This window comes from Shewanella carassii (genome assembly GCF_002777975.1).
In the GTDB taxonomy this organism is placed as follows: Bacteria; Pseudomonadota; Gammaproteobacteria; order Enterobacterales; family Shewanellaceae; genus Shewanella; species Shewanella carassii.
The window spans coordinates 37559-61408 of sequence record NZ_NGVS01000029.1 but is presented as its reverse complement, the minus strand read 5'-3'; the positions used below and the strand labels follow the sequence as shown (position 1 = coordinate 61408).

The following is a 23850-nucleotide window of genomic DNA, read 5'->3' as shown; positions in this document are numbered from 1 at the left end:
AGTGGTTACCGATACTGGCTATTTATCCCAACTGACCGGCGACCATAATGTCTTTATTCTCAGAAATCTCATTATAAGACAATACATTAAGACCTCTTGAAAACGCCAGAGCATAGCGTCCCAGCAGCGGCCGCAATTGAGGCGGCACTAGTAGGATAGGATGGTGTCCGGCGGCCTTGGCCTCGGCCAACAGCTGCGGCATTTTTTGCTGCAGTTGTGCCAATAGCTGCGGATCCACCGGGAAACCGTCCAGCGACACACTACCTTGCTGCTGAGCGGTACTCAGGGCGCTCATCAGTTGCCGCTCAAGCTCTGGAGTCAGGGTCATTACCTTGAGCTGCGGCGCATCACCACAGATACCCTGTACTATCGCCTGCCTCAAGGCGCAGCGAACATCGGCCGCCAACAGCACGGGATCTTTACTGTTTTCACTGCAGTCCAGCAGTGTGGTGCCTATGGTCAAAATATCCCGCAAAGAAACCTGCTCCCTGAGCAGTAGCCGGTAGACCTTGAGCTGCTGGATCGGCGACAACGCCTGGCTCAGAGACTCGGCTAGCTTGGGTGCCTGACGTGCCAGACGTTCATTGAGCGAAATCACATCATCGTGCTGCAATAGCTCGGCCATGCGCTCCCGTAGCAACTTGGCGACATGGGTGGCGATGACGGTGGCGTTGTCCACGACGGAGTAGCCCAGGTTCAGCGCATTGGCCTTCTTGTCCTGCTCTATCCAGACCGCCTCCATGTTATAGGCAGGATCCCGGGTGATGATACCGTCCAGTTCACCGAAGACATTGCTGCCGCGAATCGCCAGCAGCCGCTCCGGATCCAACTCTGCCGTGGCCACTAGCGTGCCCATGATGCTGATTTGATAGTGAGTCGGACTCAGCGCCAGATTATCTCTGACCCTAACCTCCGGCAGCAGATAACCCGCCTGCTCCGACAGAGTGCGGCGAATGCCGGTCAAACGCTTCATCAATTCGGCGCCGCGCTCTTTCTCCACCAGAGACACCAGACGATAGCCCAGCTTGACCTCTATCGCATCGACATAGGGCAGGCTGTCCCAACTGGGGGCAGGCGGTTCACTCAGCGCCTCTCCCGCCTGTTTGGCCTGTGGCGGCGGCAGTATTTCTGGTTTGGCGTGATACTGCTTGTAGGCGACAAAGCCCAAGAGTACGGCGGCACAGAGAAATACCCAAGTGGGCATGCCGGGCACCAGACCCATGATCAGCATCACCAGTGATGCCGTCGCCAGGGTCCTGGGATTGGCCAACAGTTGTTCGTTGAGCTGGGCCGGCATCTCTTCGGCATCAGACACCCGGGTGACCACTATCGCCGCGGCGGTTGCCAGCAGCAGCGATGGGATCTGTGCTACCAGGCCGTCACCTATGGTCAACAGGGCATAGGTCTTGAACGCCTCGGTGCCGCTGAGATCATGCATAAAGATGCCGATACAGATACCGCCTATGATGTTGATCGCCAGGATCAACAGGCCGGCAATGGCATCGCCGCGAACAAATTTGGAGGCGCCGTCCATCGAGCCATAGAAGTCGGCTTCTGCGGCGACCTCTTTACGCCGATCCCGGGCTTGCTCTTGAGTCAGCAGACCGGCATTGAGATCGGCATCTATCGCCATCTGTTTGCCGGGCAGCGCATCCAGGGTAAAGCGGGCCGACACTTCGGAGATCCGCTCGCCCCCCTTGGTGATCACCACAAAGTTGATGATCATCAGGATCAGGAATACCACGGCGCCGACCACATAGTTGCCGCCAATCACCACTTCACCGAACGCCTGGATCACCTTACCGGCAGAATCACCGCCTTCATGGCCGCGGATCAGTACCACCCGGGTCGAGGCCACGTTGAGCGTGAGCCGTAGCAGGGTCGCCAGCAACAAGAGGGTCGGAAAGATGGAGAAGTCCAGCGGCCGCCGAATCGACACGCTCACCAGCAACACCATGATGGCCAACACTATGTTGAAGGTGAACATCACATCCAGCAGCCAAGGTGGCAGCGGCAGAATGATCATCGCCATCAGGGTCAGCAGCAGCAATGGCACCATGGCATGGGACTTATTGGCAGTCAGTAATCGCAGCCAGTTCATTGGGTTATCCTTTAGTCATGTCGCAAGTGAGGTGGAATATGGAATTCCGGCAATGGTGCCGGCATGGGTTTGCGTCCGGCGCGAGCGGCCTGGATCTGCAACACATAATTGAGTACATGGGCCACAGCCTTGAACAGCGCCGCCGGGATCTGTTGCTCGACCGCCGTCGAGTGGAAGATGGCGCGGGTCAGCGGTGGGATCCTTAAGATTTCAACGCTGTGTTGTTTGGCTATTTTCTGCATATAGAGGGCGACTTCATCGCGGCCCTTACAGAGCACAAAGGGCGCCTCGGCCCGGGTCGGGTCATACTTGAGTGCCACGGCATAGTGGCTGGGGTTGACCATCAACACATCGGCCTGAGGCACGGCGACCGAGGCGCGGGAGCGGGCAAACTGCTGTTGCAGTTGCCGTATTCTGGCCTTGATTTCCGGCTTACCCTCCATCTGTTTATGTTCATCCTTGACCTCCTGCTTGCTCATCCTCAGCTCTTTGTAGTGCTGCCATAGCTGATACGGCACATCGACCAGGGCGATCAGTAACATCCCGAGCCCGAGGTAGAGGATATAGTCGCTGAGCAGTTGCAGCCCCGTGGTGGCGCCTTGCAACAGGTCTTGTTGACTCAGATGGAGCAAGTGGTCGAAATCATGCTTTAAAAACAGCAACATGATCCCGATGAGCAGACTGACTTTCAGGCAAGATTTCCCCAGCTCTACCAGAGAGCGGGTGCCGCACATTCGCTTGAGACCACTCAAAGGGGCAATACGACTCCACTTGAAGCCCGCATTGCCTAGGTTGAAGACATGGCCACCGGGCAAACCGCCCACTATGGCGGCCAGCAGCAGTATCATCAAAAACAGTGGCCCCAGTAATTCGAGTGTTCCCAATAGGGCGGCCGCCAGATGGTTTTGCATCATTCCCGGGGTATCCAGGCTCTCGCGGCTGACCAGCATATGCAGCTCTGCCTGTTGCATCAGTTGCTGCGCCAGCCAATCTCCGCTGCTACTCAGCAGCATGGAGCCGGCAATCATCAACACGCAGGCGCCGAGATCTTTCGAGCGCGGCGTCTGGCCTTTTTCCCTGGCCTTGCGCAGCTTGTGACTACTGGCCTTTTCGGTTTTATCCTGGGAGGAGGATTGACTCATTGGCTCCCTCCCAAAAACTGATGCATGGCAAACAACGCATCGAGGCAAAAGTCACTGTATTTGTCCGGCAGAGTCGAGAACGACAGCAGGACACAGAAAAGCCCCATGATCATGGTCATGGGAAAACCCAGGGCGAAGATATTCAAAGAGGGCGCCGAGCGGCTGAGCACCCCGAATGTCAGGTTGACCACCAACATCGCCATTACAGCTGGTAGCGCCAGCATCAAGGCTGCGGCAAACATCCAGCCAAACTGGCCGATGAGTTGCATTAAGGGCAGGCCAAACAGGCCATTGCCTATGGGCCAGAGGCGAAAACTGTCCACTATGATGCCGATGGCAACCAGATGGCCATCCAGTGCCAGAAACAGCAGGGTGCCATACATCACCAACATCTGCCCGAGCAGAGGCTGACTGCTACTGCTGCCGGGGTCGTTGGCCAGCGCCATGGAGAGCCCCATCTGCATCGACAAAATGGTACTCAGCAGGCTGAGGATATGCAGCATGATGCTGAGAAACAGCCCCAACATCATGCCCAGCAGCAGTTGCTCCAGCGCCAGCAATACGGCACTGAAGGAGAGGGCATCGAGAATGGGTACCGCCGGTAGTATCGGAATGATCAACGCCGCCAACAGCAGCGCCAATAATACCCGCACCAACAAGGGAACATGGATATAACCGAGGAAGGGCATCACCAGAAAAGCCCCCAGCAGACGGCTGAAAGGCCACCAAAAAGAGCCGAGCAGTTGCTGCAGATAGTCTGTCGTCAGGCTCAGCATTCTCAGCCAATCACATGAGGGATCGAGAGAAACAACTGGTCGAACATATCGAGCAGTTTTTGGATCAACCATTGACCGGCAAACAGCACCATCAACAGGGTCAACACCAGTTTGGGCAGAAAGCTCAGGGTCTGTTCATTGACCTGGGTAGCGGCCTGAAAAATGGCGATCAACAGCCCCAGCAACAGGCCCGGGCTGATCAACACCAATACCATCAATACCGCAAGGTAGATGGCATCGGAGAAGAAGCTTGTCAGTTCACTCAGCTCCATGACGCTATCCGAAGCTGGCCGTCAGGGTACTGACCGTCATCGACCAGCCATCGGCCAACACGAAGATCAACAACTTGAACGGTAAAGAGATAATCAGCGGTGACAGCATCATCATCCCCATGGACATCAATACACTGGCGACCACAAGATCTATCACCAAAAAGGGCAGATACAACAGGAAGCCGATCTGAAAAGCGGTTTTCAGTTCGGACAGCACATAGGCCGGCAGGATCACAAAAAAGGGGATCTGTTCCTGGGTCAGGGTCAGAGGCTCCTGGGCGATTTTCAGCATCTGTTCCAGGTCGGTTTCGCGGGTTTGTGCCAGCATAAAATGCCTCAGCGGCTGCTCGGCAATCGCAATGGCCTGCGGCAGCTCTATCTGCCCTTGGTCATAGGGTAGATAGGCTTTTTGATAGATCTCCTTGCCCACGGGTTGCATGATAAACATGCTGAGCACCAAGGCGATGCCTATCAACACCTTGTTGGGCGGACTCTGTTGCAAACCCAGTGCCTGACGCAAAATCACCAGCACTATGATGATTCGGGTAAAGCTGGTCATCATCAACAGCATGGCGGGTAACAGGCTCATCACTGTCATCATCGCCAGAATTTCCAGCTTGATGTTGACCTTTTGTGCCTGTTGGCCGTCGTCCAGGGTGAAGAGTGTCATGCCATCGCTGGCAGACACGGGAAGTGCCAGCAGTGATAGCAGCAATAAACCGAGTAGGAAGAGACTGTTATTCTTTGACCAAGGTTGCACCACTGGCAACGACCTCCAGCAGCCGTACGCCGTAACGACCATTGACTTCAACGACTTCACCGCGTCCGAGTAGGGCGCCATTGACTCGAATATCCAGAGGCTCACCCACCATACGATCCAAGGCGATCACATCACCCTGTCCCATATGGGTCAGCTCGCCGAGCGTCATCTCAGTGCTGGCCAGTTCCAGGGTGACCTGTACGGGCAACTGTTTGAAGAAGCTTATGTCACGGCTGGGTTTAACCTGTGCCGTCGGTGTGGGTTCTTCAAGCAGCTCATTGTCGAGCAAAAAGTCATCACTCAGCGATGTTTGTCCATCCACTTTGGTCATCCTCATGTTGTTGTAAAGCATCTTGATTCAGGCGGGCAACCAGATTGCCCTGATGGCTGTGTACCGAGGCATAGAACAGGGTTAGACCTCCCAGCGATACCGGACAGCGTTGATGCAGGTTCAGTGGAATGATTTCACCGGGTTGCAGCTGTTCCAGAGCCTGTACCGGCAAGGGTTGCCAGCCCAGCTCCAACTTGAGCTTGACCGGGATCTGGGTCAAATGTTGTTCCAGCGCCTGTTCAAGGTTGTCTGCTTGTTGGTACTGGGGCGCGGCTTGGCCAATACGTCCCAGCAGTTCATCTGTCATGGCAAACAGCATGGGACAGGCCGGATAGCTCTCCGGAAAACTCATCGACCAGACGGCGGCAACCGAAAACTCGGTTTCGTCATTGGGGATCTCTATCTGCAGTTCGTCCGGTTTGATGGGATCAAAGGGCATGCTTTCCAGCACACCTTGCATCACCTTGAGTCCCAAGCGATATTCAGACTGAGTCGGGGCTCCCAGAGGCGAGTACAGCAGACTGGATTGACCGCCATAGTAGCTGCTGGCCAACTGTTCCAGAGTGCAACGATCAATTCGTAATAAACCCAATAGTTTGCGTTGATATTTAAAGGCAAACCAATGATGTTTATTACAACTTTTCAGTACAGTTTCACCCGGCGTTAATTCGGTACGAATCAATGCCGGTCTCCCTTGCCTGGTTAAAGGCTTGAGAATTTGATTTACCGCTTGCAACAATCCTTGATTACAGTTATCCAACTGACCGAATAAACGGCTACGGGCTAATTTTTCTCTAATTAGAGCAATTGGCCTACAATCATGAGTCTGATCTGATTTTATTAGCTCTGCCCGTGCAGTTATCTTCATTACATTATTACCGTGCAGTTATTTTCATTAAACTATTACCGCGCAGTCGCCGCCCGCAACAATACAGCTACAAAAGTAAGTCATATTTTCGAAAAAATTTAACCTGCCCTATATTTGACATAGGGGGCAGAATATTATCTAGAGTCTGCGCATCATACAAGCTGAAAAGCATGTATTTATTCAGTGTCAAAAAAGCATAATTGAGACAAAAAATTGACACATTGATGTTAATCAAAAAACAGCATTTGTAATTTGACAGGATACATTTGTATGGGGTATTTTCGCCGTCAATTTTCTCTTTGGAATTGCGATTTTTATTATTCTGAGCACTTTTTGTTATCTTGAAGTTTGCTGGAATAGTTATTTTCATAGTGAATAAAGTTACACCAAATTATTAGCATGATATTCGATATAAAACGTATTTAACATTCGATAATAGATCGTAATTTATTCGCTTCGAGTTCACTGCTGGAAATTAGGAGTAATGCCAAAGGAATTTGCATCGTAGGTATTCCACCCACTTACCCACCACCAACTGGAATTTACTGTGTTGAAGCCTTTGACTCTAGCTTTGTGTTTCTTGCTGTTCAGCTCAATCAGTCATGCAGTACCAAGCAATCAGCCTGTGACTTACAGGGTCGCTGCCGATGACACCGACTGGCAGCTGACCACTAGTGTCTTTGCTTGTCGCCTCAGCTATAGGGTTCCCGGAGCCGGCTTGTTGCAGTTGGAATTGCTTCCTGGGCAGCACTCTAATTTGTCTTTGACTTCATCTTGGTTGACTCAAGCTATTCCGGCACAGGCCAGTGTCAGTTATCCGGCATGGAGTCAGGGGTTCCCGGACGTCATTCAGAGCCATCCTATGCATTGGCAGGCTGGAAAAGCCAGTCTGCGAGCAGACCAATTGGACATCTACCTCAAGGGGTTGGAGCAGGGATGGCGCTGGAAATTCGCCTTGGGTCAGAATGCGGAAATGATCTTGGAAGTGGATACTCTCAGCGCCAAGGATCACTTGCAGGAACTGTCTCAATGCCGACACAAGTTAGTGCCCCAAGATTATGAATATGTACATGATCTTTCGATTTTTTACCCTTCAGGCACCGCAGGTTTGGACTCGGCCATGTTGGCTGATATCGCGGCAGTTGCCCGTTATGTGGAAGCCGACCGCTCTATCAAGACCATACTGATCGATGGCCATGCTGATGACAGCAGCTCGCGCCTGGTTGATCTGGTCTTGAGTAAAGATAGGGTGGAAAACGTGGTGGCTGCTTTGGTGGAAATGGGGGTGAAACGGCAGATGATCGAAGCCAGACATCATGGCAATCGTCAGCCCTATTCCAAAGAACGCTCTGAAGTGAACCGTAGAGTACGGATTCGACTGGTCAAAGCAATATGAGGATAGCGTCTTGAAAAATTACAGCGTGGTCGGCTGCAAGGGACTGGTAACGGCTCAGACGGCTCAGCTCATGGAAGACGAAGGCTTCAATATCATAGAGAGTGGTCAATCCTGGTTGGCGCTGGTTGATATTTCTGATTGCACCCCCGAGGAGGTCGCTGGTCGCTTACATCGACAGCGGGCTCACAATCTGGTTGCCCTGCTGCAACCTGAGCAGACAGAGCTGGCGGTCAAAGCCATGCAGGCTGGAGCACAAGACTACTTGCTGCTGCCCCTGGATGAGGGACAGCTGATCAAGCTGCTGTTTCGCCTGCGGCAGATGGAGCAGGAAGACAGTGAACTGGTGGTGGCTTCCCCTCTGAGTCGGCAGTTGTTGATGTTGGCTCACCGAACCGCCAAGGCCGATACCACAGTCTTGCTTACCGGCGAGAGTGGTACCGGCAAAGAGCCGTTGGCACACTTTATTCACCGTCATTCCAGTCGTAGAGAGCAGCCTTTTGTGGCGGTGAATTGTGCCGCTATTCCTGAACAGATACTCGAGTCGGTATTATTTGGCCATGTTAAGGGGGCCTTTACCGGAGCGTCATCAGATCAGCCGGGTAAATTCGAATTGGCAGAAGGTGGCACTCTGTTATTGGATGAAATCGCCGAATTGCCTTTATCTCTACAGGCTAAACTCTTGCGGGTTTTGCAGGAAAGGGAGGTCGAAAGAGTCGGCAGTCATAAAGTCATTCCCTTAAATATACGCGTGATTGCAGCAACCAATAAAAATTTAAAAGAAGCTGTTTCTCAAGGTCGGTTCCGGGAAGATCTCTATTATCGTTTAGATGTCTTGGCGCTGGAATTAAAACCACTTAGAGATAGGGCGGAAGATATTATTCCGCTTGCGGAACATTTTATTCAGCTTTATAGCTATTTGACTAATGGTCATGAATGTTATTTAAGCGAAGCGGCGAAAAAAGCCTTAATTAGTTATGACTGGCCAGGCAATGTCAGAGAATTGGAAAATGTGATCCAACGAGCCTTAGTCATGCGCCATGGCACTATTTTACAGGTGGTCGATTTAGGGATCAGGCTACCGGACAATATTGAAGTCATGGCGGCGGTTCCCGAATCGATTAATGGACTGAAAGCTTCTAAAAAACATGCTGAATTTCAATATGTCATCGAAGTTTTAAAGCGCTTTGGCGGTCATCGCAGCCGCAGTGCCGATGCTCTGGGAATGACTACCCGGGCGCTGCGTTACAAGCTGGTACAGATGCGTGATGCCGGCATAGATATCGACAGCCTTTTAGCCAAGGCCAAGGCCGCCTGACGGCTGACAACAGAGAATGGCAGTAATGAGCAACAACAGTATTTCCGCCGGTTTTAACACTATCCAGCAAACCCTGGCGATCCATAAAGAGATCGCCCAGGGCGCAATCATGCCATCCATAGATGGACATACCCCGCAAGTCGTCTCCTTCGGCAGCCTGATGAAACAGAAGCTGCAGGAGATCAACCAAGATCAATTGACTTCATCAATGCTGACCCAAGCGGTCGATAGCGGCAAGAGCGATGATCTGGTCGGCGCCATGGTGGCGTCTCAAAAAGCCAGTTTATCGTTTTCGGCCTTGATGCAGGTGCGTAATCGCCTTGTACAAGCTTTTGATGATGTGATGAAAATGCCCATTTAAGGACAATAGATGTCGATGAGTTTAGCCCTGCCAGCAAAACAGTCTGCCGCCGGACAGAAGCCCATGCTGGATGCGATAAAGGGAAAGTTATCCAATGTGAATCAAATGCTGTTGCTGGCCATCCTGGCCTCAACAGTCGCCTGTGTGTTGGTGTTGTTTCTCTGGAGTGGCAGTCAGGGATATCGGCCCTTGTATGGGCTCAAGGAGAAGGTTGATAGCAGCCAAATCATAGAAATCCTTGAGGGCGAAGGTATCGACTATCGCCTGGATGCCAACTCAGGACAGATCCTGGTCGCGGAAAACAAGCTGAGCTCGGCGCGGATCTTATTGGCGGCCAAAGGGGTACAGGCGCAACTGCCCGAAGGACTGGAAGACTTGGCCAAGGCGCCAATCGGTACCAGTCAGTTTATGGAGCATGCCCGCTACCTGCATGGATTGGAAGGGGAACTGGCGCGCACCATAATGGCCATTGACGCCGTGCGTTATGCCCGGGTACACCTGGCCATCCCCAAGCGAACCCTGTTTATTCGCGCCGAACCGGAAAAGCCGACAGCATCTGTGATGTTGGAACTCTATTCCGGGGCGCGCCTGAATGAGTCCCAGGTTGCCGCCATTGCCAATTTGGTTTCCGGCAGTATTACCGGCATGGCACCTGCACAGGTCAAAATCGTTGATCAGGCGGGGAATTATCTGAATGCTGAGATGACTTCCGAGCAAGATATCAGCCAATCTCGCAGCAAACAGCTCAAGTATACCCGCGAACTGGAAAATGACCTGCTTGCCCGCGCCGAGGCGATGTTGACGCCGATCCTGGGGCGAGACAACTATCAGGTGCAACTGGTCGCCAAGGTGAACTTCAATCAGGTTGAAGAAACCCAAGAGTCAGTGGATCCCAATCCAGTGATGACTCAGGAAACGCTCAATAAAGATCAGACTAATGGCAACTTGGCCCTGGGGATCCCTGGCGCCCTGAGCAATAAGCCGGTCTCCAAGAAGAAAGGCAAGAAAGAGGACAACGAAGAGAGCAGCCTGCGGCAACAGGAGACCCGCTCTTATGAAGTTGGACGCTCGGTGCGGCACACCAAATACCAACAGATGCAGCTGGAAGGGCTTTCGGTTGCGATTCTGCTGAACCAACAGGCCGCGGGCAAAGAGGGTTGGCAACCACAGCAGTTGCAACAGATAAGCGATATGGTCAAAGACGCCATAGGTTTTTCTGATGAACGTGGTGATCAACTCAACATCAATAGCTTTGACTTTGTGGTACCGGAAAAGCCGGTGATAGAGCCGCTGCCCTGGTGGCAGAACGAACATATGTTCGAATACCTCAAGTACGGCATAGGTACTTTGCTGGCGCTACTGCTGATTTTGTTTGTCCTGCGCCCCTTGGTGCAACATCTCACCACTGGCAGTGCCCGCCCCAAAGGGGTGTCCGACAAGAGTGCCGATGACAGCAAAGCCATCTCGGTAGAGGCCGAGCCGCAACTGGAAAATAGCGCACCGGAACAACTGGCATTGCAAGCCGAGGACAGCCAGGCGCTGCCTCAGTCCAACTTGCCACCGCCAGGCTCGCCATTGACAGTGAAGATGCAACATCTTGGTATGTTGGCAACCGAAGAACCGGCCAGGGTTGCTGAAGTGATCAGCCATTGGATGAAGGATAAAAGTCGTGACTGAACAAACCACTCTGGACAATCTTGAACAGGCCGCCATGTTGCTGCTGTGTATGGGGGAAGAGGGTGCTTCCCAAGTAATGGCTCATCTCGACCGCCAGGACGTAGAGCAGTTGAGTTACAAGATGGCGCGCCTGTCTTCGGTGACTCAGCATGAAGCGGAAGCGGTACTGAATCGTTTCTTCGACCGCTACAAAGAACAGGCGGGTATTGCCCGGGCCTCGAGAGCCTATCTGCAGAAGACGCTGGACTTGGCTCTGGGTGACAGAGTCGCCAAGGGGCTTATCGATAGCATCTATGGTGATGAGGTCAAGATGCTGGTGAAGCGGCTCGAATGGGTCGATGCCAAGCTGTTGGCGCGGGAGCTGCAGCATGAACACGTGCAACTGCAAGCCATCATGTTGGGCCTGCTGCCGCCGGAAATTGCCGCTCAGGTGCTGCAGTACTTGCCTGGCGACAATCAGGATGAGGTGTTGGTGCGTATCGCCCGCCTCGGCGAGTTGGACCGGGATGTGGTAGAAGAGCTGCGGCAACTGGTGGAACGCTGCATGGTGATGGCGATGGAAAAGAGCCATACCCAGGTTTCCGGTGTGCGTCAGGTGGCCGATATTCTTAACCGTTTCGATGGCGATCGTGAGCACTTGATGCAGATGATACGTCTGCAGGATAGCCACTTGGCCAATGATGTGACCGAAAACATGTTTGACTTCATTATCTTGGGTCGTCAGAAGCCGGAAACCCTGCAGGAGATCCTCGGTGCTGTCGAAGCCGAGTCTCTGGCCTTGGCGCTCAAGGGTATCGATGGCGAACTCAAACGTACCCTGCTTACCGCACTGCCCAAGCGGATGTCTTCAGCCATTGAAACCCAATCAGAAGCCTTGGGTGCGGTGCCGCTGAGCATGGCCAATGACGCGCGGCGCAGTATTATGGATACGGCCAAAGAGATGATGGAAAACGGTGAAATTGAGCTGCAGCTGTTTGAAGAGCAGGTGGTTGAATAATGGCTGAAGATAAACGGCATTGGCGCCTGGGGAGTTCCCCGGTACGCCGTTACCAATTTGCCCCTTTGGAAGGTGAAAATGACACCAGCGCTCCCCAAGGCAATTGGCAAGACTTCCAGCAGGCAATGGATCGTGGCTACCAGGAAGGCTGGGAACAGGGTTATGAAGCCGGTAAGACCCAGGGGGAAGCCGAGGGCCGTCAACTGGGACAGCAGTCCGGCCTGCGTGAAGGGATAGAGCAGGGACGTCAACAGGGGCTGGCCCAGATAGATGAACAGCTGAATCAATTGTTGACTCCGATGACCGCCCTGCAGCAGCTGCTCAGTGAGAGTCAGGCGCAGCAGATCCAGGCGCAGCAGCAACTGATTGTCGACCTGGTCAGAAGGGTGGCACAACAGGTGATCCGCTGTGAGTTGTCGTTGCAGCCGTTGCAAATTATCGCCCTGGTCGAAGAAACCCTGCAGGCCCTGCCCAAGGATGCCGTTGATATCAAGATCCATCTGGAATCATCGACCATCAAACAGCTACAACATTTGGCGGCTGACAAGGTGGCACAATGGCATCTGGTGGCCGATGACAGCCTTAGCCAAGGTAGCTGCCGGGTGGTCTGCGATCAGTGTGATGCCGATGCCTCCATGGAAACTCGGCTCAACAACTGTCTCGATCAGGTTGAAGCGCATCTGAATGACAATGTCATGACAGCCCCAGAGGTTCCAGTCGAGACTCATGAAGACTAATGTTTTGACCGGAAACTGGCCTATGGTACCGGTTGCCCAGATTTATGGGCGTCTGACACGAGTGAGTGGCCTGTTGTTGGAAGCCGTTGGCTGTAATCTCGGCATAGGTGATCGCGCCATGGTGGAGCGGCGCGATGGGGTCTATGTCGAGGCCGAGGTTGTTGGTTTCCATCAAGGCATTCTGTGTCTTATGCCCATCACTGATACCCAGGGGCTCAGTCCGGGTGCCCGGGTGATCCCCCAGACAGATACACATAAGATCCCCCTCGGCAGCGGTTTGCTCGGCCGGGTTCTCGATGGTCTCGGTCAGCCTCTGGACGCACTGGGCCCCTTGAGTGGCGTGCAGTTATACCGTCCAGTGACTCAGGTTCCCAATCCTTTGGCCAGGCAACCTATATCACGGATCCTGGATGTGGGGGTTCGGGCCGTCAACGGCTTGCTGCCGGTTGGCTGCGGTCAACGGATCGGTCTGTTTGCTGGCCCCGGCGTGGGCAAGAGTGTGCTGCTGGGCATGATGACCCGTTTCACCGAGGCCGACCGTGTGGTGGTGGGACTGATTGGTGAACGCGGTCGCGAAGTACGTGAATTTATTGAACAGGCCCTGGGCGAAGAGGGGCGCCGCCGCGCCGTGGTCGTGGCCGCACCGGCCGACACCTCACCCCTGATGCGCCTCAGAGCCATGCGTTTGTGTCATCAGATAGCCTGTGGTTTTCGCGATGAGGGCCATAGGGTGTTGCTATTGGTGGATTCGCTGACTCGTTACGCCCAGGCGCAGCGGGAGATCGCCCTGAGTCTGGGAGAGCCTCCGGCCACCAAAGGCTATCCGCCATCGGCGTTTGCCCAACTACCATCTCTGGTGGAGATGGCCGGTAACGGTACCCATCCCCAGGGAACACTGACGGCGTTTTACACCGTGTTGACCGAAGGGGAAGAGGCCCAGGATCCCATCGCCGATGCGGCCAAGGCGATACTGGATGGCCACTTCTATTTGAGCCGTCGTCTGGCCGAGGCCGGACATTTCCCGGCGCTGGACTTGGGAGCATCGGTCAGTCGTCTGGCAATGCAGATTGCCCCCAAGGAACAACAACAGGAGATGGCGTTAGTTCGGCGCATGTTGGCGCGCTATCAGGAAGTACGGGAACTCTTGCCGTTAGGGGGCTATCAGCCGGGACAGGATCCCGAGTTGGATGCCGCCGTAAAATGTTATCCATTGATTGCCGCTTATCTCACTCAAGCCACAGAAGATGCGGTCGACTTGGCCAGCAGTCAGGAACAGTTGCAGGCGTTGACCCAGGCCTTGCGGGGTGAAGCATGAAACTGTTGCAACGTCTGAGCAGCTTGGAGCAGCGCAAACTCAGTGAGTTGGCAGAACAAAAGCAGGCGTTGCAGCAACGTCAGGCTCAGGTGCAAGGGCAGCAACAGCAGGTGGCCTTGTTGGAGTCTCATTACAGCCAGTTTCGTCAGGGTTCGATAGTGGGTCTTCGCAATAGCCAGGCCTTGTTGCAAAGGCTGCAACCCTTGAAATTAAGCCTCAGCAATCAACAGCAGTTATTGGGCAATGAGCAACAGCGGTTGCATGGTTTGTGGCAGCAGCAGTTAGGGCGATATCAAAGGGTGAATTGGTTCGGTGAGCAGCAGCGCCAGCGTCAACGGCAACGCCAGGAGCAGCAAGAGCAATTTCAACTTGATGAGTTGGCTTGCAGCCGCTCTGTGCGACTTAAGGGTTCAGAGAAACTGAGGTGAGCTTGAAGACTGTTGGTATTCGTCGGCGTTATTGATGCCCAGAATGCCGCGGATCACTTCTTGTTGCCGCACCAATAGCTGACCATTGAGTTCATTAAGCCGCTGACTCTCCTTGGCTTGTTGCAGCAGTTGTTGCCACAGTTGCTCCAGCTTGCTGCCAGCCGACGCCGGAAGTTTACGGGCCAATAACTTGATGCCCTGATGATCATTGCTGACGCCTATTTGGGTCAGATAACCACTCCTTTGCTGTGAACTCTGTTGTAACTTGGCAACCAGCCTGTCCTGCAGTTGATTGTGTTGAATGAGTCCCTGGTTATCGTGGCGCAGCATCAACTGGCGCTGCTGTTGCAACAGGGCTTTCAATTCTCGGTAATCCAGTATGTCTTGGCGGATCCCGGCGACCAGATGGTTCAACGCCTGGCGTTTTCCGCTCATTTGGCGTGTTTCCCATGTTGCTGCAGCATGGCCGTGGCCATCGCTTCGACATCCAGCTCAAAACTGCCCTGTTGCAGCGCCTGTCGCAACTCGGCCACCTTGAGTTGATCCACTTCGCTCTCTTGGGCCAACTGAGCCTGAGCCTGGTTCAGCCAGTGATATTCAGGGCTCACCTTATCCTGCTCAGTTGTGGATGCCGTGGTTTGCTGGCGTTGACGCCGATTCGCCGCAGTGACGCCGTTGTCACTGACAACTGTATGCAGACGATGCGTAATTTCCATGGGACCCCCGAAAAAATATGTTCTGATCAGTAAAAGCGACCGCAATTGCCAAAAATAAAATTAATTTTGCGGTGTGACAATTCCCTTGGCGATGGGATAGGCCTTGATGACCTTTTGCGAGCTTAAATTTCGCACTCGAATCACCTCTCCACGGGAGGCGCTTTCCAGAGCTGTGCCTGGCATCTGTGCCTCAAAACCCTCCTGACTGACTTGAATGATCACCTGCTCACCGGCGCGAACCCAGTCACTCTGGGTCAGTTGCCGCAACAAGATAGCTTCCCCGGCACGGACCCTGCGGGCCACCTGTTTGCCTATTAGCTCGCGTTGGCTGGCGATGATATCCCGGTCGCTGGCCTGCAAGGTCAGCCAGCGCCACTCTATGTCCTGCGCCTCGATAACGCTGCCTCTATGCAGCGTCTGGGTCAACACCGGTAGCTTGGCTTTGACATCGACCCTGGCGCGTAGAAAAAAACGCCATTCGGCCGCCGGACAGCTTACTTCGAGTGACACCCGCCCCCAGAGTGGCGCCGAAGGATTCGCCAGCCTGATAGAGGGTTGTTGCGGGCACTCGGCCAGACGTTTGACCCCGGAGGGCAAGTTCATATGGATCTGGCTTTTTAGCGGCTTCATCTCTTGGGCCGCAGCAAATTGCTGCAGTTGTTGCTGCAAATATTCTCTGGCCGTCAGCTCAATTTTGCTGGCAGCGCCGAGCGCCGGTAACGGAAGCAGCGGAAATAACAGCAGAAACAACAAGGCGAAAGAGGAAATTGGGGTTCCGCAATTTGAACGGGATTGCTCTTTAGTCATTGTATTTAAAGGTTAAAAAGTATTGGCATGGTATTTGTTATAAGGAGCGAAAACTATGGATACCTTACTAGGAGAAACCATGGCTATCAAGCTTGATGCGGCATTGGGTCTGCATCCTCAATTATTGGATTTCAGGGTAGAGCGCAGCAAGGTGCTGGCCGGTAATCTGGCCAACGCCGAAACCCCGGGATATCAAGCCAGAGATCTGGACTTTGGTGCCTTAATGGCGCAGCTGGATGCCGGAGTGCCTTTTACCGGGCAGTACACAGTGGGGTATCGGGTGCCTTATCAGGCCAGTGCCGATAACAGCACGGTTGAGTTGGGAGAGGAACAGGCGCGCTTTTCGCAAAACGCCATGGACTTTCAGACCAGCTTGACCTTTCTCAACATGAAAATCCAAGGCCTGAAGGCCGCCATCGAAGGGAAATAATCGTGTCATTTGCAGAGATATACCAGGTCGCCGGCAGCGGCATGACGGTACAGACCCTGAGGTTGAACGCCATTGCCAGTAATTTGGCTAACGCCGGTGTCGCGGCAGAATCCAGCGATAGCGCCTATCGGGCGATCAAGCCGGTATTCGCGACTCTGTATCAACAGCAGGATAACAGTGTCAGCGCCCGGGTACAGATGAAGGCCTTGGTCGAGTCCGATGCGCCGTTGGAGACCCGTTATGAACCCGGCCATCCATTGGCCAATGCCGAAGGCTATGTGACCTATTCCAATGTCAACACAGTGGAAGAGATGGCCGATATGATGGCCGCCAGTCGTGCGTTTGAAACCAGTGTCGAAGTGATGAACCGTGCCCGCTCCATGCAGCAGGGACTGTTGGCTCTGGGTAAATAAGGGACAAAATGATGCAGCAAGTAACTAGTCTCACGACTCGCGAAGACGGACAAAAGGCCGATGCGATTCGCGCCAATGGCAATGATCCCGATTCACTGAAAAATGAATTCATGTCGCTGATGATCGCCCAGATCAAGAACCAGGACCCGACCAACCCCTTGGATGCCAGCGAGTATCTGGGCCAATTGGCGCAGTTTTCCCAGGTAGAGAGCCTGGAGGCGATGCGCAACAACCAGAAAAACCAGATGACCATGATGGAAAATCTCGGCTTGGTGCAATCGGCTTCCCTGATTGGCAAACAGGCCATGGTACCGGCAGATAGCTTTACCGCTGGGGATCAAGCGATTAACGGCAAGGTTTTCCTCGAGCACAGCGCTTCATCGGTCACGATCGAAATTAGCGATCTTAATGGTGAAACCGTGCAAACCCTGGAGCTTGGCACTCAGGCTGCGGGCGACGTTGATTTTCAAATCAACCCCGAGGGGCTGGGTCTGCCTCCGGGGGAATATCAGTTGAAAGTTCAGGCCAGCGATGGAGATAAAGCACTGAAGGCTCAGTCATTTCTTTCCGGCGAAATCAGCAAGGTTCATTTCGTCAGTGCCAAAGGCATGATGATGGCTGAGCTGGCCAATGGTTTGGGCACAGTGTCTGTGCTGGATATTTCCGAAGTTTCGTAACAGGAGACAAGATGTCTTTCAATATTGCATTAAGTGGATTGCAGGCTACCAGCCAGGATCTCAACACCATAAGTAACAACATCGCCAACGCTTCTACCTGGGGTTTCCGTGGTGGTCGCAGTGAATTTGCCGCCATCTACAACAGCGGCATGGGTGCCGGTGTCAATGTGATGAACACCAGCCAAAACTTTTCCCGCGAAGGTACGCTGACCTATACCGGCCGTGAACTGGATATGGGTATCCAGGGCAGTGGTTTCTTTATGCTGCGTGGCACCGAAGGGTCAAACCTTTATGCTCGCGCTGGGATCTTCGGCCAGGATGCACTGGGCTTTATCACAGATCCGGTCGGTAACCGTTTGCAGGGCTATCCAGCCAATGCCGAGGGGGTATTGCAGACAGGGACCATGGGTGATTTGCAGATCAAGACAGGTTCTCTGCCGGCCAAGGCCTCGAAACAGGTCAATCAGGTGTCTAACTTAGATGCGCGTATGGAAGCGATTGATCCGGCCAAAGAACCATTTTCTCCCGATAAGCCAGCGAGTTATCACTCTTCAGGCACTGTGAGCGTGTTCGATTCGCTCGGTAATCAGCGTTCCCTGACTCAGTATTATGCCAAGACCGGCGACAATGAATGGAAAGTCTACTTCGTGCTGGACTCTGTCATCCTCGAGCCTAAAGATGGCCACAGCCTGCAGTTTAATAAGAAAGGCAGCCTGACCAGCGGTAAAGAGTTAGACCTGACATTGCCGGCCAAAGATGGCGCTGAAGACCTTAACCTGGCCATCAGTTATGACGGATTCACCCAGTACGCCAATGACTATAACAACTCCAGTTTGAGTCAGGATGGTTATGCCGCCGGTGAGTTCAACAAGATCCGCCTGGATGACAGCGGCATGATCTATGGTACCTACACCAATGGTCAGGAGTTGCTGCAAGGCCAAGTCGCACTGGCTGACTTCAATAATCCCAATGGTTTGACGCCTGTGAGTAACAACGCCTGGCAAGCCTCTGCGGCTGCAGGTCAAGCCACAGTCGGCGCTCCCGGAAGCGGAACTCTGGGTAGCCTGAAGGGGGCTTATCTTGAGGGATCCAACGTGGATACCACCGCCGAAATGGTGAGCCTGATGACGGCGCAGCGCAACTATCAGTCCAATGCCAAGGTGCTGGATACCAACTCGACCATGCAGCAGGCCCTGCTGAACGCCATTTAACGGATAACCCATGGATAAGATGATTTATACCGCGGCCCAAGGGGCCAGCCGTATTTTGCAATCCCAGGCGATTCGGGCCAATAACCTGGCCAACGCCGATACCCAGGGGTTCCGGGCCGATCTGGAACGGGTTGCTGCGCTTCCGGTCGAAGTTACCCAGGGTAGCTTCGCTTCGCGGATCCTGCCGCAGACCCAGATTGCCGGTTTCAACAGCCAGCATGGTGAAATGATGACCACCGGCCGCCCTTTGGATCTGGCGATCAAGGGCGATGGCTATTTCACGGTGCAAACACCTGAGGGTGAAGCCTATACCCGCAACGGTGCCATCAGTGAAAACGCCAATGGCGAGCTCTTGGTCAACGGATTTCCGCTGATGAGCACCAACGGTCCCATGGTTCTGCCTCAGTACAGCGATTTGATCGTCAGCGAGGACGGGCGCTTATCTGTTATTGCCGAGCAGGGCGGGCTGATCGAAGAAGTCGGTCAACTCAAGTTGGTGAATGCGGCTCAGACCGAACTGCACAAGGGGGCCGATGGCCTATTTTACGCCAACAATGGTGAGGCGCAGGTCTCTGAGCAAGTAAGAGTCGCCTCTGGCGCGTTGGAGAGCAGCAATGTCGATGCCGTGGGGGAACTGCTGGCATCTATGGATCTGGGACGCCAGTTTGAAGTGCAAATCAAGCTAATGAAAAGCGCAGAAAAGTTGGCCGAGGCAGGTAATCGCCTGCTGCGTGATGCCTAATTATTGAGGAGAGTTTTAGATGCAATCGGCATTATGGGTGAGTAAAACCGGCTTAACGGCTCAAGATGTGAAGATGACGACCATCGCCAACAACCTGGCCAACGTCAATACCACAGGTTTCAAACGCGATAGAGTTGGCTTCAACGATCTCTTCTATCAGGTACAACGCCAACCCGGCGGCCAAGTAGACGAGCTCAATGAGTTGCCTTCTGGGCTGCAGTTGGGCACCGGGGCACGGGTAGCCAGCACCCAAAAGGTGTTCACCACGGGTGATATTCTGACGACCAATCAGCAGCTGGACATCGCTATCGAGGGCCAGGGTTTCTTCCAGATTGAGGAAGCCAATGGCGAAGTGGCTTACAGCCGCGATGGTCAGTTTTATCGCAACAGTGATGGCATGATGGTGACCTCCCAGGGCTTGCCCTTGGTACCCAATATTCAGATCCCCGAAACGGCCACCGGGATCACCATAGCCGAAAACGGTGTGGTGAGCGCCAAGGTTGCCGGTCAGGCCGAGGCCGCTGAGCTGGGACAGATCACGCTAGCACACTTTGCCAACCCGGCCGGGCTCGAATCTCGTGGTAACAACTTGTACCACGAAACCGCATCATCCGGCGTGCCGATCGAAGGGGTTCCCGGCGAGGAAGCTTTGGGTAGTCTGCGTCAGGGGGCTCTGGAAGGGGCCAACGTCAACGTGGTCGAAGAGATGGTAGAGATGATCTCGACTCAGAGAGCCTACGAGATGAATGCCAAGGTGGTCTCTGCCACTGACGACATGCTGAAATTCCTGAACCAATCGGTATGAAGATAATGAGACTCTTGTTGGCACTGCTGATGCTGTCGCTCAGTGGTTGTATCTCCCACTTCCCCGACGCAGAACAACAGCCGGGCAATAAGGATTGGGCGCCGCCCGAGGTGGACTATTCGCTGCCCGATGCCAAAGACGGCAGCCTGTATCGCCCCGGCTTTATGTTGACCCTGTTCAAGGATAAGCGGGCCTTTCGCGAGGGAGACATTCTCACTGTATCCCTAGATGAGAAGACCTATTCCAGCAAGAAGGCCAATACCCAGACCAATAAGTCTCAGGATCTGAACTTTGGTTTTCAGGGGGCGGTGGAAGACAGCAGCTTAAGTGCCAATGGTGAGGGCAAGTTCGGCCGCGGCTTCAATGGCAGTGGCGCTACGACTCAGCAAAACCAGCTTTCCGGTGCCATCACAGTGACAGTGGCCAAGGTGATGCCTAACGGCGTGCTGTTGATCCGTGGTGAGAAATGGCTTCGTCTCAGTCAGGGTGATGAGTATCTACGTCTTATCGGGCTTATCCGCTCGGATGACATAGATAACCAAAACACTATCTCATCACAGCGGATTGCCGATGCCCGCATTATCTATGGTGGCCAGGGGGCCATTGCCGACAGCAACGCCATGGGTTGGGCGGCACGCTACTTCAATAGCCCTTGGTTCCCGATGTAACAGGAATGATGATGACAAGACTGCTTTTAGCTCTGCTGTTGTTGGGGCTTTCCATGCCGGGCCAGGTCTTGGCCGAAAAGAGCCGCCATCTGCTGGATATGGTCGATGTGCAGGGGATCCGTGAAAACCAGCTGGTAGGCTACGGCCTAGTGGTCGGTCTCGACGGTACCGGTGACAAGAACCAGGTGAAGTTTACCGGCCAGTCGGTGGTGAACATGCTGAAACAGTTTGGGGTGCAGATCGATGGCAACATGGATCCCAAGCTGAAAAACGTTGCCGCCGTGGCCGTGGTGGCCAATGTGGCAGCGCTGGCCAGTCCGGGACAGACTCTGGATGTTACCGTCTCTTCCATCGGCGACGCCAAGAGCCTCAGGGGCGGCACCTTGCTGATGACGCCACTGCGGGCGGTCGATGGTGAAATCTACGCCGTTGCCCAAGGGAATCTGGTGGTGGGCGGCGTGTCGGCTCAGGGCCGAAACGGTACTTCAATGACTATCAACGTGCCCACAGTGGGCACCATTCCTGAGGGCGCGCTGCTGGAAGCGGCCATCCCCAGCTCTTTTGCCAGCAACCCACAGGTCGTTCTCAACCTGAAACAGGCCGGTTTCCGCAGTGCCCGAAATATCGAAAAGGCGATCAACGCCGTGTTCGGTCCGGATGTTGCCAAGGCCGAGAGCCATGCCAAGGTGACGGTGAGAGCGCCACAATCGGAGCGTGAACGAGTGATGTTCATGTCCATGCTGGAAGACATCATGGTCGAGCCGGGACGTATTCCGCCCAAGGTGGTGTTTAACGCTCGTACCGGTACTGTGGTGATGGGCGGTGATGTGGTGGTGCGCAAGGCCGCCGTCAGTCACGGCAACCTGACAGTGACCATTACAGAGAAACAACAGGTCAGCCAACCCAATCCGGGGATCTTCGGCGATGCCGCCGGCAAAACCGTGGTAACCAATGATTCGGATGTGGATATTCAGGAAGAAGACGGCCGTATGTTTGTTTGGCCCGAAGGCAGTTCTTTGAACGATATTGTACGTGCCGTCAACAGCATGGGCGCTTCGCCTATGGATCTGATGGCCATTTTGCAGGCGCTGGAAGAGGCCGGTGCCCTGGAAGCTGATCTGGTGGTGATCTGATGAAAGTAACTCAAAACCAGGGGCTGCTGGGGCGGCTCGACTCCGGTGACTTGATTAAGGCTCATGGTGAAAAGGGCGCCCTGCAACAGGTCAGCCAGCAGTTTGAAGCCATGTTTCTGCAGACAGTGTTGAAACAGATGCGCACTGCCAGTGATGCCATTGCCGATGAAGAGAATCTACTGTCATCCAGCAACGATGGTTTGTATCGGGATTGGTACGATTCTGAGCTGGCTTTGCATCTGTCACAGATGCAGTCGACCGGGCTGGCCGATGTTATGAGCCGTCAATTGGGAGCAAAACTTCAGTTTAGTGCCGAACCGGTCGCTTCTTCTGAAAAGACAACCACGGCAATGCAACCTGCGCTGTTGGTTCCGCCTGTCCATAAGGAGATTGAATGAATCTGCTCAACAACGCCATGTCCGGCTTGAATGCCAGCATGGCGGCCTTACAAACCATGTCCAATAACACCAGTAATGCCATGGTGCCGGGGTATTCCCGCCAACAGGTGTTGCTCAGTTCGGTCGGTGGCGGTGCCTATGGCTCCGGTCATGGGGTCAGCATTGACGGCGTGCGGCGGATTTCAGATCAGTACCAGGTGATGCAGTTGTGGCGTACCGGCAGCGATGTGGGCTTTGCCGGTGTTAAAGAAAGCTACGCCGGTCAACTGGAACAGTTGATGGCGGCCGACAGTAATAATCTTTCCACCGGTTTTGATCACCTGTTTGCCGCCATGAACGCGGCAATGGAGCAACCCAATGATCCCGCGCTCCGGCAGGCGGTGCTCAATGAGGCCAACGGCGTGGCGCAGCGCTTTCACTCCATAGCCTCAGGGCTGGACAGCCAGGAGCAGCAAATCGTCGGCCAGACTCAAGCCAGCGTCAAAGAGATCAATACACTGTTGGAGAAGATAGCTCGCTTGAATGAAGATATCGCCGCCGATGGTGCCTCCAAGATCCCTTCGGCATCGCTGTTAGATAACCGGGATGCCGCCATAAGTGAATTATCTTCACTCATAGACATTCGAGTAGTGATGGATGACAAGGGCCTGGCCAATATCTCCCTCTCTCAAGGGCAACCGCTGCTGAGCGGTATAGTTCCGGCGACACTGAAGAGTGTTACCGACCCAGCAAACCCAAAGCAGCTCAAGTTAGAACTGCATTTTGGTCAATCGCAATTCAAATTGCAGGAAACCGGTGGCCAGTTGGGAGCACTGCTGAACTACCGGGATACCAGCTTGAAGCAGAGCCGGACTTTCCTCGATGAGCTGGCGACTCAGATTGCAACTCAGATGAATAATATTCAGGACAAGGGCACAGATCTGTCCGGCAAAAAGGCGACCCAGACTTTCTGGAAATGGGATGCATCCAATCCCGCCGGTAGCCTGATCTTGAACCCGAATCTGAGCGCGGGTGATTTGGCTTTTGGCAAGGATGGCACCCCAGGGGATAACAGTAACCTCAAGGCCTTTGTCGCCTTGGCGAATGAGGAGTTGGCTTTTGCCTCCTTGGGCAATAAGGCCACCCTGGGCAATGCTTACGCCAGCAAGGTGGGGGAACTGGGCAGTATTTCCCGCCAGGCGCAGCAAGAGAACAAGACCGCCTTGGCGCTGCAGAAAGAAGCACAGAGCCAATGGGCCAGTACCAGTGGGGTTAACCTGGACGAGGAAGGGGTTAACCTGATCGTCTATCAACAGTCTTACCAGGCCAATGCCCGGGTGATAGCCACCGCCGATCGGCTGTTTCAATCCCTGCTTGACAGTATTTAAGGAGTCG

At 54.0% G+C, this 23850-nt stretch carries 28 protein-coding genes; 18 read left to right on the top strand and 10 right to left on the bottom strand.

The genetic code is table 11. The features are described from left to right. Positions 1–22: 22 nt before the first annotated feature. The 7 genes from flhA to CBE72_RS14370 form a co-directional block, all read right to left on the bottom strand. Positions 23–2101, bottom strand: coding sequence for a flagellar biosynthesis protein FlhA (flhA, locus tag CBE72_RS14400; protein ID WP_100144433.1), 2079 nt, complete (start codon positions 2099–2101; stop codon positions 23–25). A gap of 11 nt (positions 2102–2112) precedes the next feature. Further along, positions 2113–3243 (bottom strand): flagellar biosynthesis protein FlhB, encoded by a 1131-nt coding sequence (flhB, locus tag CBE72_RS14395; RefSeq protein ID WP_100144431.1) that lies wholly within the window; start codon positions 3241–3243, stop codon positions 2113–2115. After that, positions 3240–4019: a flagellar biosynthetic protein FliR gene (gene fliR / locus CBE72_RS14390; RefSeq protein WP_100144429.1), complete on the bottom strand. Its 780-nt coding sequence runs from the start codon at positions 4017–4019 to the stop codon at positions 3240–3242. The genes flhB and fliR overlap by 4 nt, the downstream gene beginning before the upstream one ends. A gap of 2 nt (positions 4020–4021) precedes the next feature. Continuing rightward, positions 4022–4291, bottom strand: coding sequence for a flagellar biosynthetic protein FliQ (locus CBE72_RS14385; protein WP_100144427.1), 270 nt, complete (start codon positions 4289–4291; stop codon positions 4022–4024). Between the two features lie 4 nt (positions 4292–4295). Continuing rightward, positions 4296–4961 (bottom strand): flagellar type III secretion system pore protein FliP, encoded by a 666-nt coding sequence (gene fliP / locus CBE72_RS14380; RefSeq protein WP_229672027.1) that lies wholly within the window; start codon positions 4959–4961, stop codon positions 4296–4298. 67 nt (positions 4962–5028) lie between these two features. After that, positions 5029–5382: a flagellar motor switch protein FliN gene (fliN, locus tag CBE72_RS14375; protein WP_229672024.1), complete on the bottom strand. Its 354-nt coding sequence runs from the start codon at positions 5380–5382 to the stop codon at positions 5029–5031. Next, a complete protein-coding gene (locus tag CBE72_RS14370) occupies positions 5348–6064 on the bottom strand; it encodes a FliM/FliN family flagellar motor switch protein (RefSeq protein WP_157929093.1) in 717 nt (238 codons plus the stop codon). The genes fliN and CBE72_RS14370 overlap by 35 nt, the downstream gene beginning before the upstream one ends. Before the next feature lie 733 nt (positions 6065–6797). On the opposite strand from CBE72_RS14370, the gene CBE72_RS14365 reads away from it, so the two are divergent. The 8 genes from CBE72_RS14365 to CBE72_RS14330 all read left to right on the top strand — a co-directional run bounded on the left by CBE72_RS14365 (position 6798) and on the right by CBE72_RS14330 (position 14476). Continuing rightward, positions 6798–7646 (top strand): MotY family protein, encoded by an 849-nt coding sequence (locus CBE72_RS14365; RefSeq protein ID WP_100144422.1) that lies wholly within the window; start codon positions 6798–6800, stop codon positions 7644–7646. Between the two features lie 70 nt (positions 7647–7716). Next, positions 7717–8961: a sigma-54 interaction domain-containing protein gene (locus CBE72_RS14360; protein WP_100144556.1), complete on the top strand. Its 1245-nt coding sequence runs from the start codon at positions 7717–7719 to the stop codon at positions 8959–8961. A gap of 25 nt (positions 8962–8986) precedes the next feature. Beyond that, entirely contained in the window at positions 8987–9322 is a 336-nt protein-coding gene (gene fliE, locus CBE72_RS14355; protein ID WP_100144420.1) for a flagellar hook-basal body complex protein FliE, read from the top strand. A gap of 9 nt (positions 9323–9331) precedes the next feature. Then, a complete protein-coding gene (gene fliF / locus CBE72_RS14350) occupies positions 9332–10999 on the top strand; it encodes a flagellar basal-body MS-ring/collar protein FliF (protein WP_100144418.1) in 1668 nt (555 codons plus the stop codon). A gap of 10 nt (positions 11000–11009) precedes the next feature. Continuing rightward, the gene (locus CBE72_RS14345; protein ID WP_100144554.1) at positions 11010–11996 is read left to right on the top strand and encodes a flagellar motor switch protein FliG; all 987 of its coding nucleotides are present in this window, start codon (positions 11010–11012) and stop codon (positions 11994–11996) included. Continuing rightward, a complete protein-coding gene (fliH, locus tag CBE72_RS14340; RefSeq protein ID WP_100144416.1) occupies positions 11996–12733 on the top strand; it encodes a flagellar assembly protein FliH in 738 nt (245 codons plus the stop codon). The genes CBE72_RS14345 and fliH overlap by 1 nt, the downstream gene beginning before the upstream one ends. Further along, a complete protein-coding gene (locus CBE72_RS14335) occupies positions 12723–14048 on the top strand; it encodes a FliI/YscN family ATPase (RefSeq protein WP_100144414.1) in 1326 nt (441 codons plus the stop codon). Before fliH ends, CBE72_RS14335 begins: the two co-directional genes overlap by 11 nt. Continuing rightward, on the top strand, positions 14045–14476 hold the full coding sequence (locus CBE72_RS14330) for a hypothetical protein (RefSeq protein WP_100144412.1): 432 nt from the start codon (positions 14045–14047) through the stop codon (positions 14474–14476). The genes CBE72_RS14335 and CBE72_RS14330 overlap by 4 nt, the downstream gene beginning before the upstream one ends. Here the strand turns inward: CBE72_RS14330 and flgN are convergent. Genes flgN through flgA form a run of 3 tightly spaced genes read right to left on the bottom strand, consistent with a single transcriptional unit; the run spans position 14459 to position 15999 of the window. After that, entirely contained in the window at positions 14459–14911 is a 453-nt protein-coding gene (gene flgN / locus CBE72_RS14325; protein ID WP_100144410.1) for a flagellar export chaperone FlgN, read from the bottom strand. The two genes, CBE72_RS14330 and flgN, sit on opposite strands and share 18 nt — an antisense overlap. Then, a complete protein-coding gene (gene flgM / locus CBE72_RS14320) occupies positions 14908–15192 on the bottom strand; it encodes a flagellar biosynthesis anti-sigma factor FlgM (protein ID WP_100144408.1) in 285 nt (94 codons plus the stop codon). The genes flgN and flgM overlap by 4 nt, the downstream gene beginning before the upstream one ends. Before the next feature lie 60 nt (positions 15193–15252). Beyond that, on the bottom strand, positions 15253–15999 hold the full coding sequence (gene flgA, locus CBE72_RS14315; RefSeq protein ID WP_100144406.1) for a flagellar basal body P-ring formation chaperone FlgA: 747 nt from the start codon (positions 15997–15999) through the stop codon (positions 15253–15255). A gap of 79 nt (positions 16000–16078) precedes the next feature. Here flgA and CBE72_RS14310 point away from each other — a divergent pair, with 79 nt between their 5' ends. From CBE72_RS14310 to flgK, 10 genes are read left to right on the top strand one after another with little or no spacing between them, the layout of a single operon-like run. Further along, positions 16079–16429 (top strand): flagellar basal body rod protein FlgB, encoded by a 351-nt coding sequence (locus CBE72_RS14310; protein WP_100144552.1) that lies wholly within the window; start codon positions 16079–16081, stop codon positions 16427–16429. A 2-nt stretch (positions 16430–16431) separates the two neighbouring features. Next, positions 16432–16842 (top strand): flagellar basal body rod protein FlgC, encoded by a 411-nt coding sequence (gene flgC / locus CBE72_RS14305; RefSeq protein WP_100144404.1) that lies wholly within the window; start codon positions 16432–16434, stop codon positions 16840–16842. Between the two features lie 11 nt (positions 16843–16853). After that, positions 16854–17519: a FlgD immunoglobulin-like domain containing protein gene (locus CBE72_RS14300; RefSeq protein ID WP_100144402.1), complete on the top strand. Its 666-nt coding sequence runs from the start codon at positions 16854–16856 to the stop codon at positions 17517–17519. An 11-nt stretch (positions 17520–17530) separates the two neighbouring features. Beyond that, complete coding sequence (flgE, locus tag CBE72_RS14295) at positions 17531–18730, top strand: flagellar hook protein FlgE (RefSeq protein ID WP_100144399.1); 1200 nt, start codon at positions 17531–17533, stop codon at positions 18728–18730. A gap of 10 nt (positions 18731–18740) precedes the next feature. Further along, positions 18741–19472 (top strand): flagellar basal body rod protein FlgF, encoded by a 732-nt coding sequence (locus CBE72_RS14290; protein ID WP_100144397.1) that lies wholly within the window; start codon positions 18741–18743, stop codon positions 19470–19472. A gap of 19 nt (positions 19473–19491) precedes the next feature. Continuing rightward, entirely contained in the window at positions 19492–20277 is a 786-nt protein-coding gene (flgG, locus tag CBE72_RS14285) for a flagellar basal-body rod protein FlgG (protein ID WP_100144395.1), read from the top strand. Positions 20278–20282: 5 nt separating this feature from the next. Beyond that, a complete protein-coding gene (gene flgH / locus CBE72_RS14280) occupies positions 20283–20945 on the top strand; it encodes a flagellar basal body L-ring protein FlgH (RefSeq protein ID WP_100144550.1) in 663 nt (220 codons plus the stop codon). Between the two features lie 11 nt (positions 20946–20956). Further along, the gene (locus CBE72_RS14275) at positions 20957–22078 is read left to right on the top strand and encodes a flagellar basal body P-ring protein FlgI (protein ID WP_100144393.1); all 1122 of its coding nucleotides are present in this window, start codon (positions 20957–20959) and stop codon (positions 22076–22078) included. Continuing rightward, positions 22078–22476, top strand: coding sequence for a rod-binding protein (locus CBE72_RS14270; RefSeq protein WP_100144391.1), 399 nt, complete (start codon positions 22078–22080; stop codon positions 22474–22476). Before CBE72_RS14275 ends, CBE72_RS14270 begins: the two co-directional genes overlap by 1 nt. Further along, a complete protein-coding gene (flgK, locus tag CBE72_RS14265; RefSeq protein WP_100144389.1) occupies positions 22473–23843 on the top strand; it encodes a flagellar hook-associated protein FlgK in 1371 nt (456 codons plus the stop codon). Before CBE72_RS14270 ends, flgK begins: the two co-directional genes overlap by 4 nt. Positions 23844–23850 lie beyond the last annotated feature (7 nt).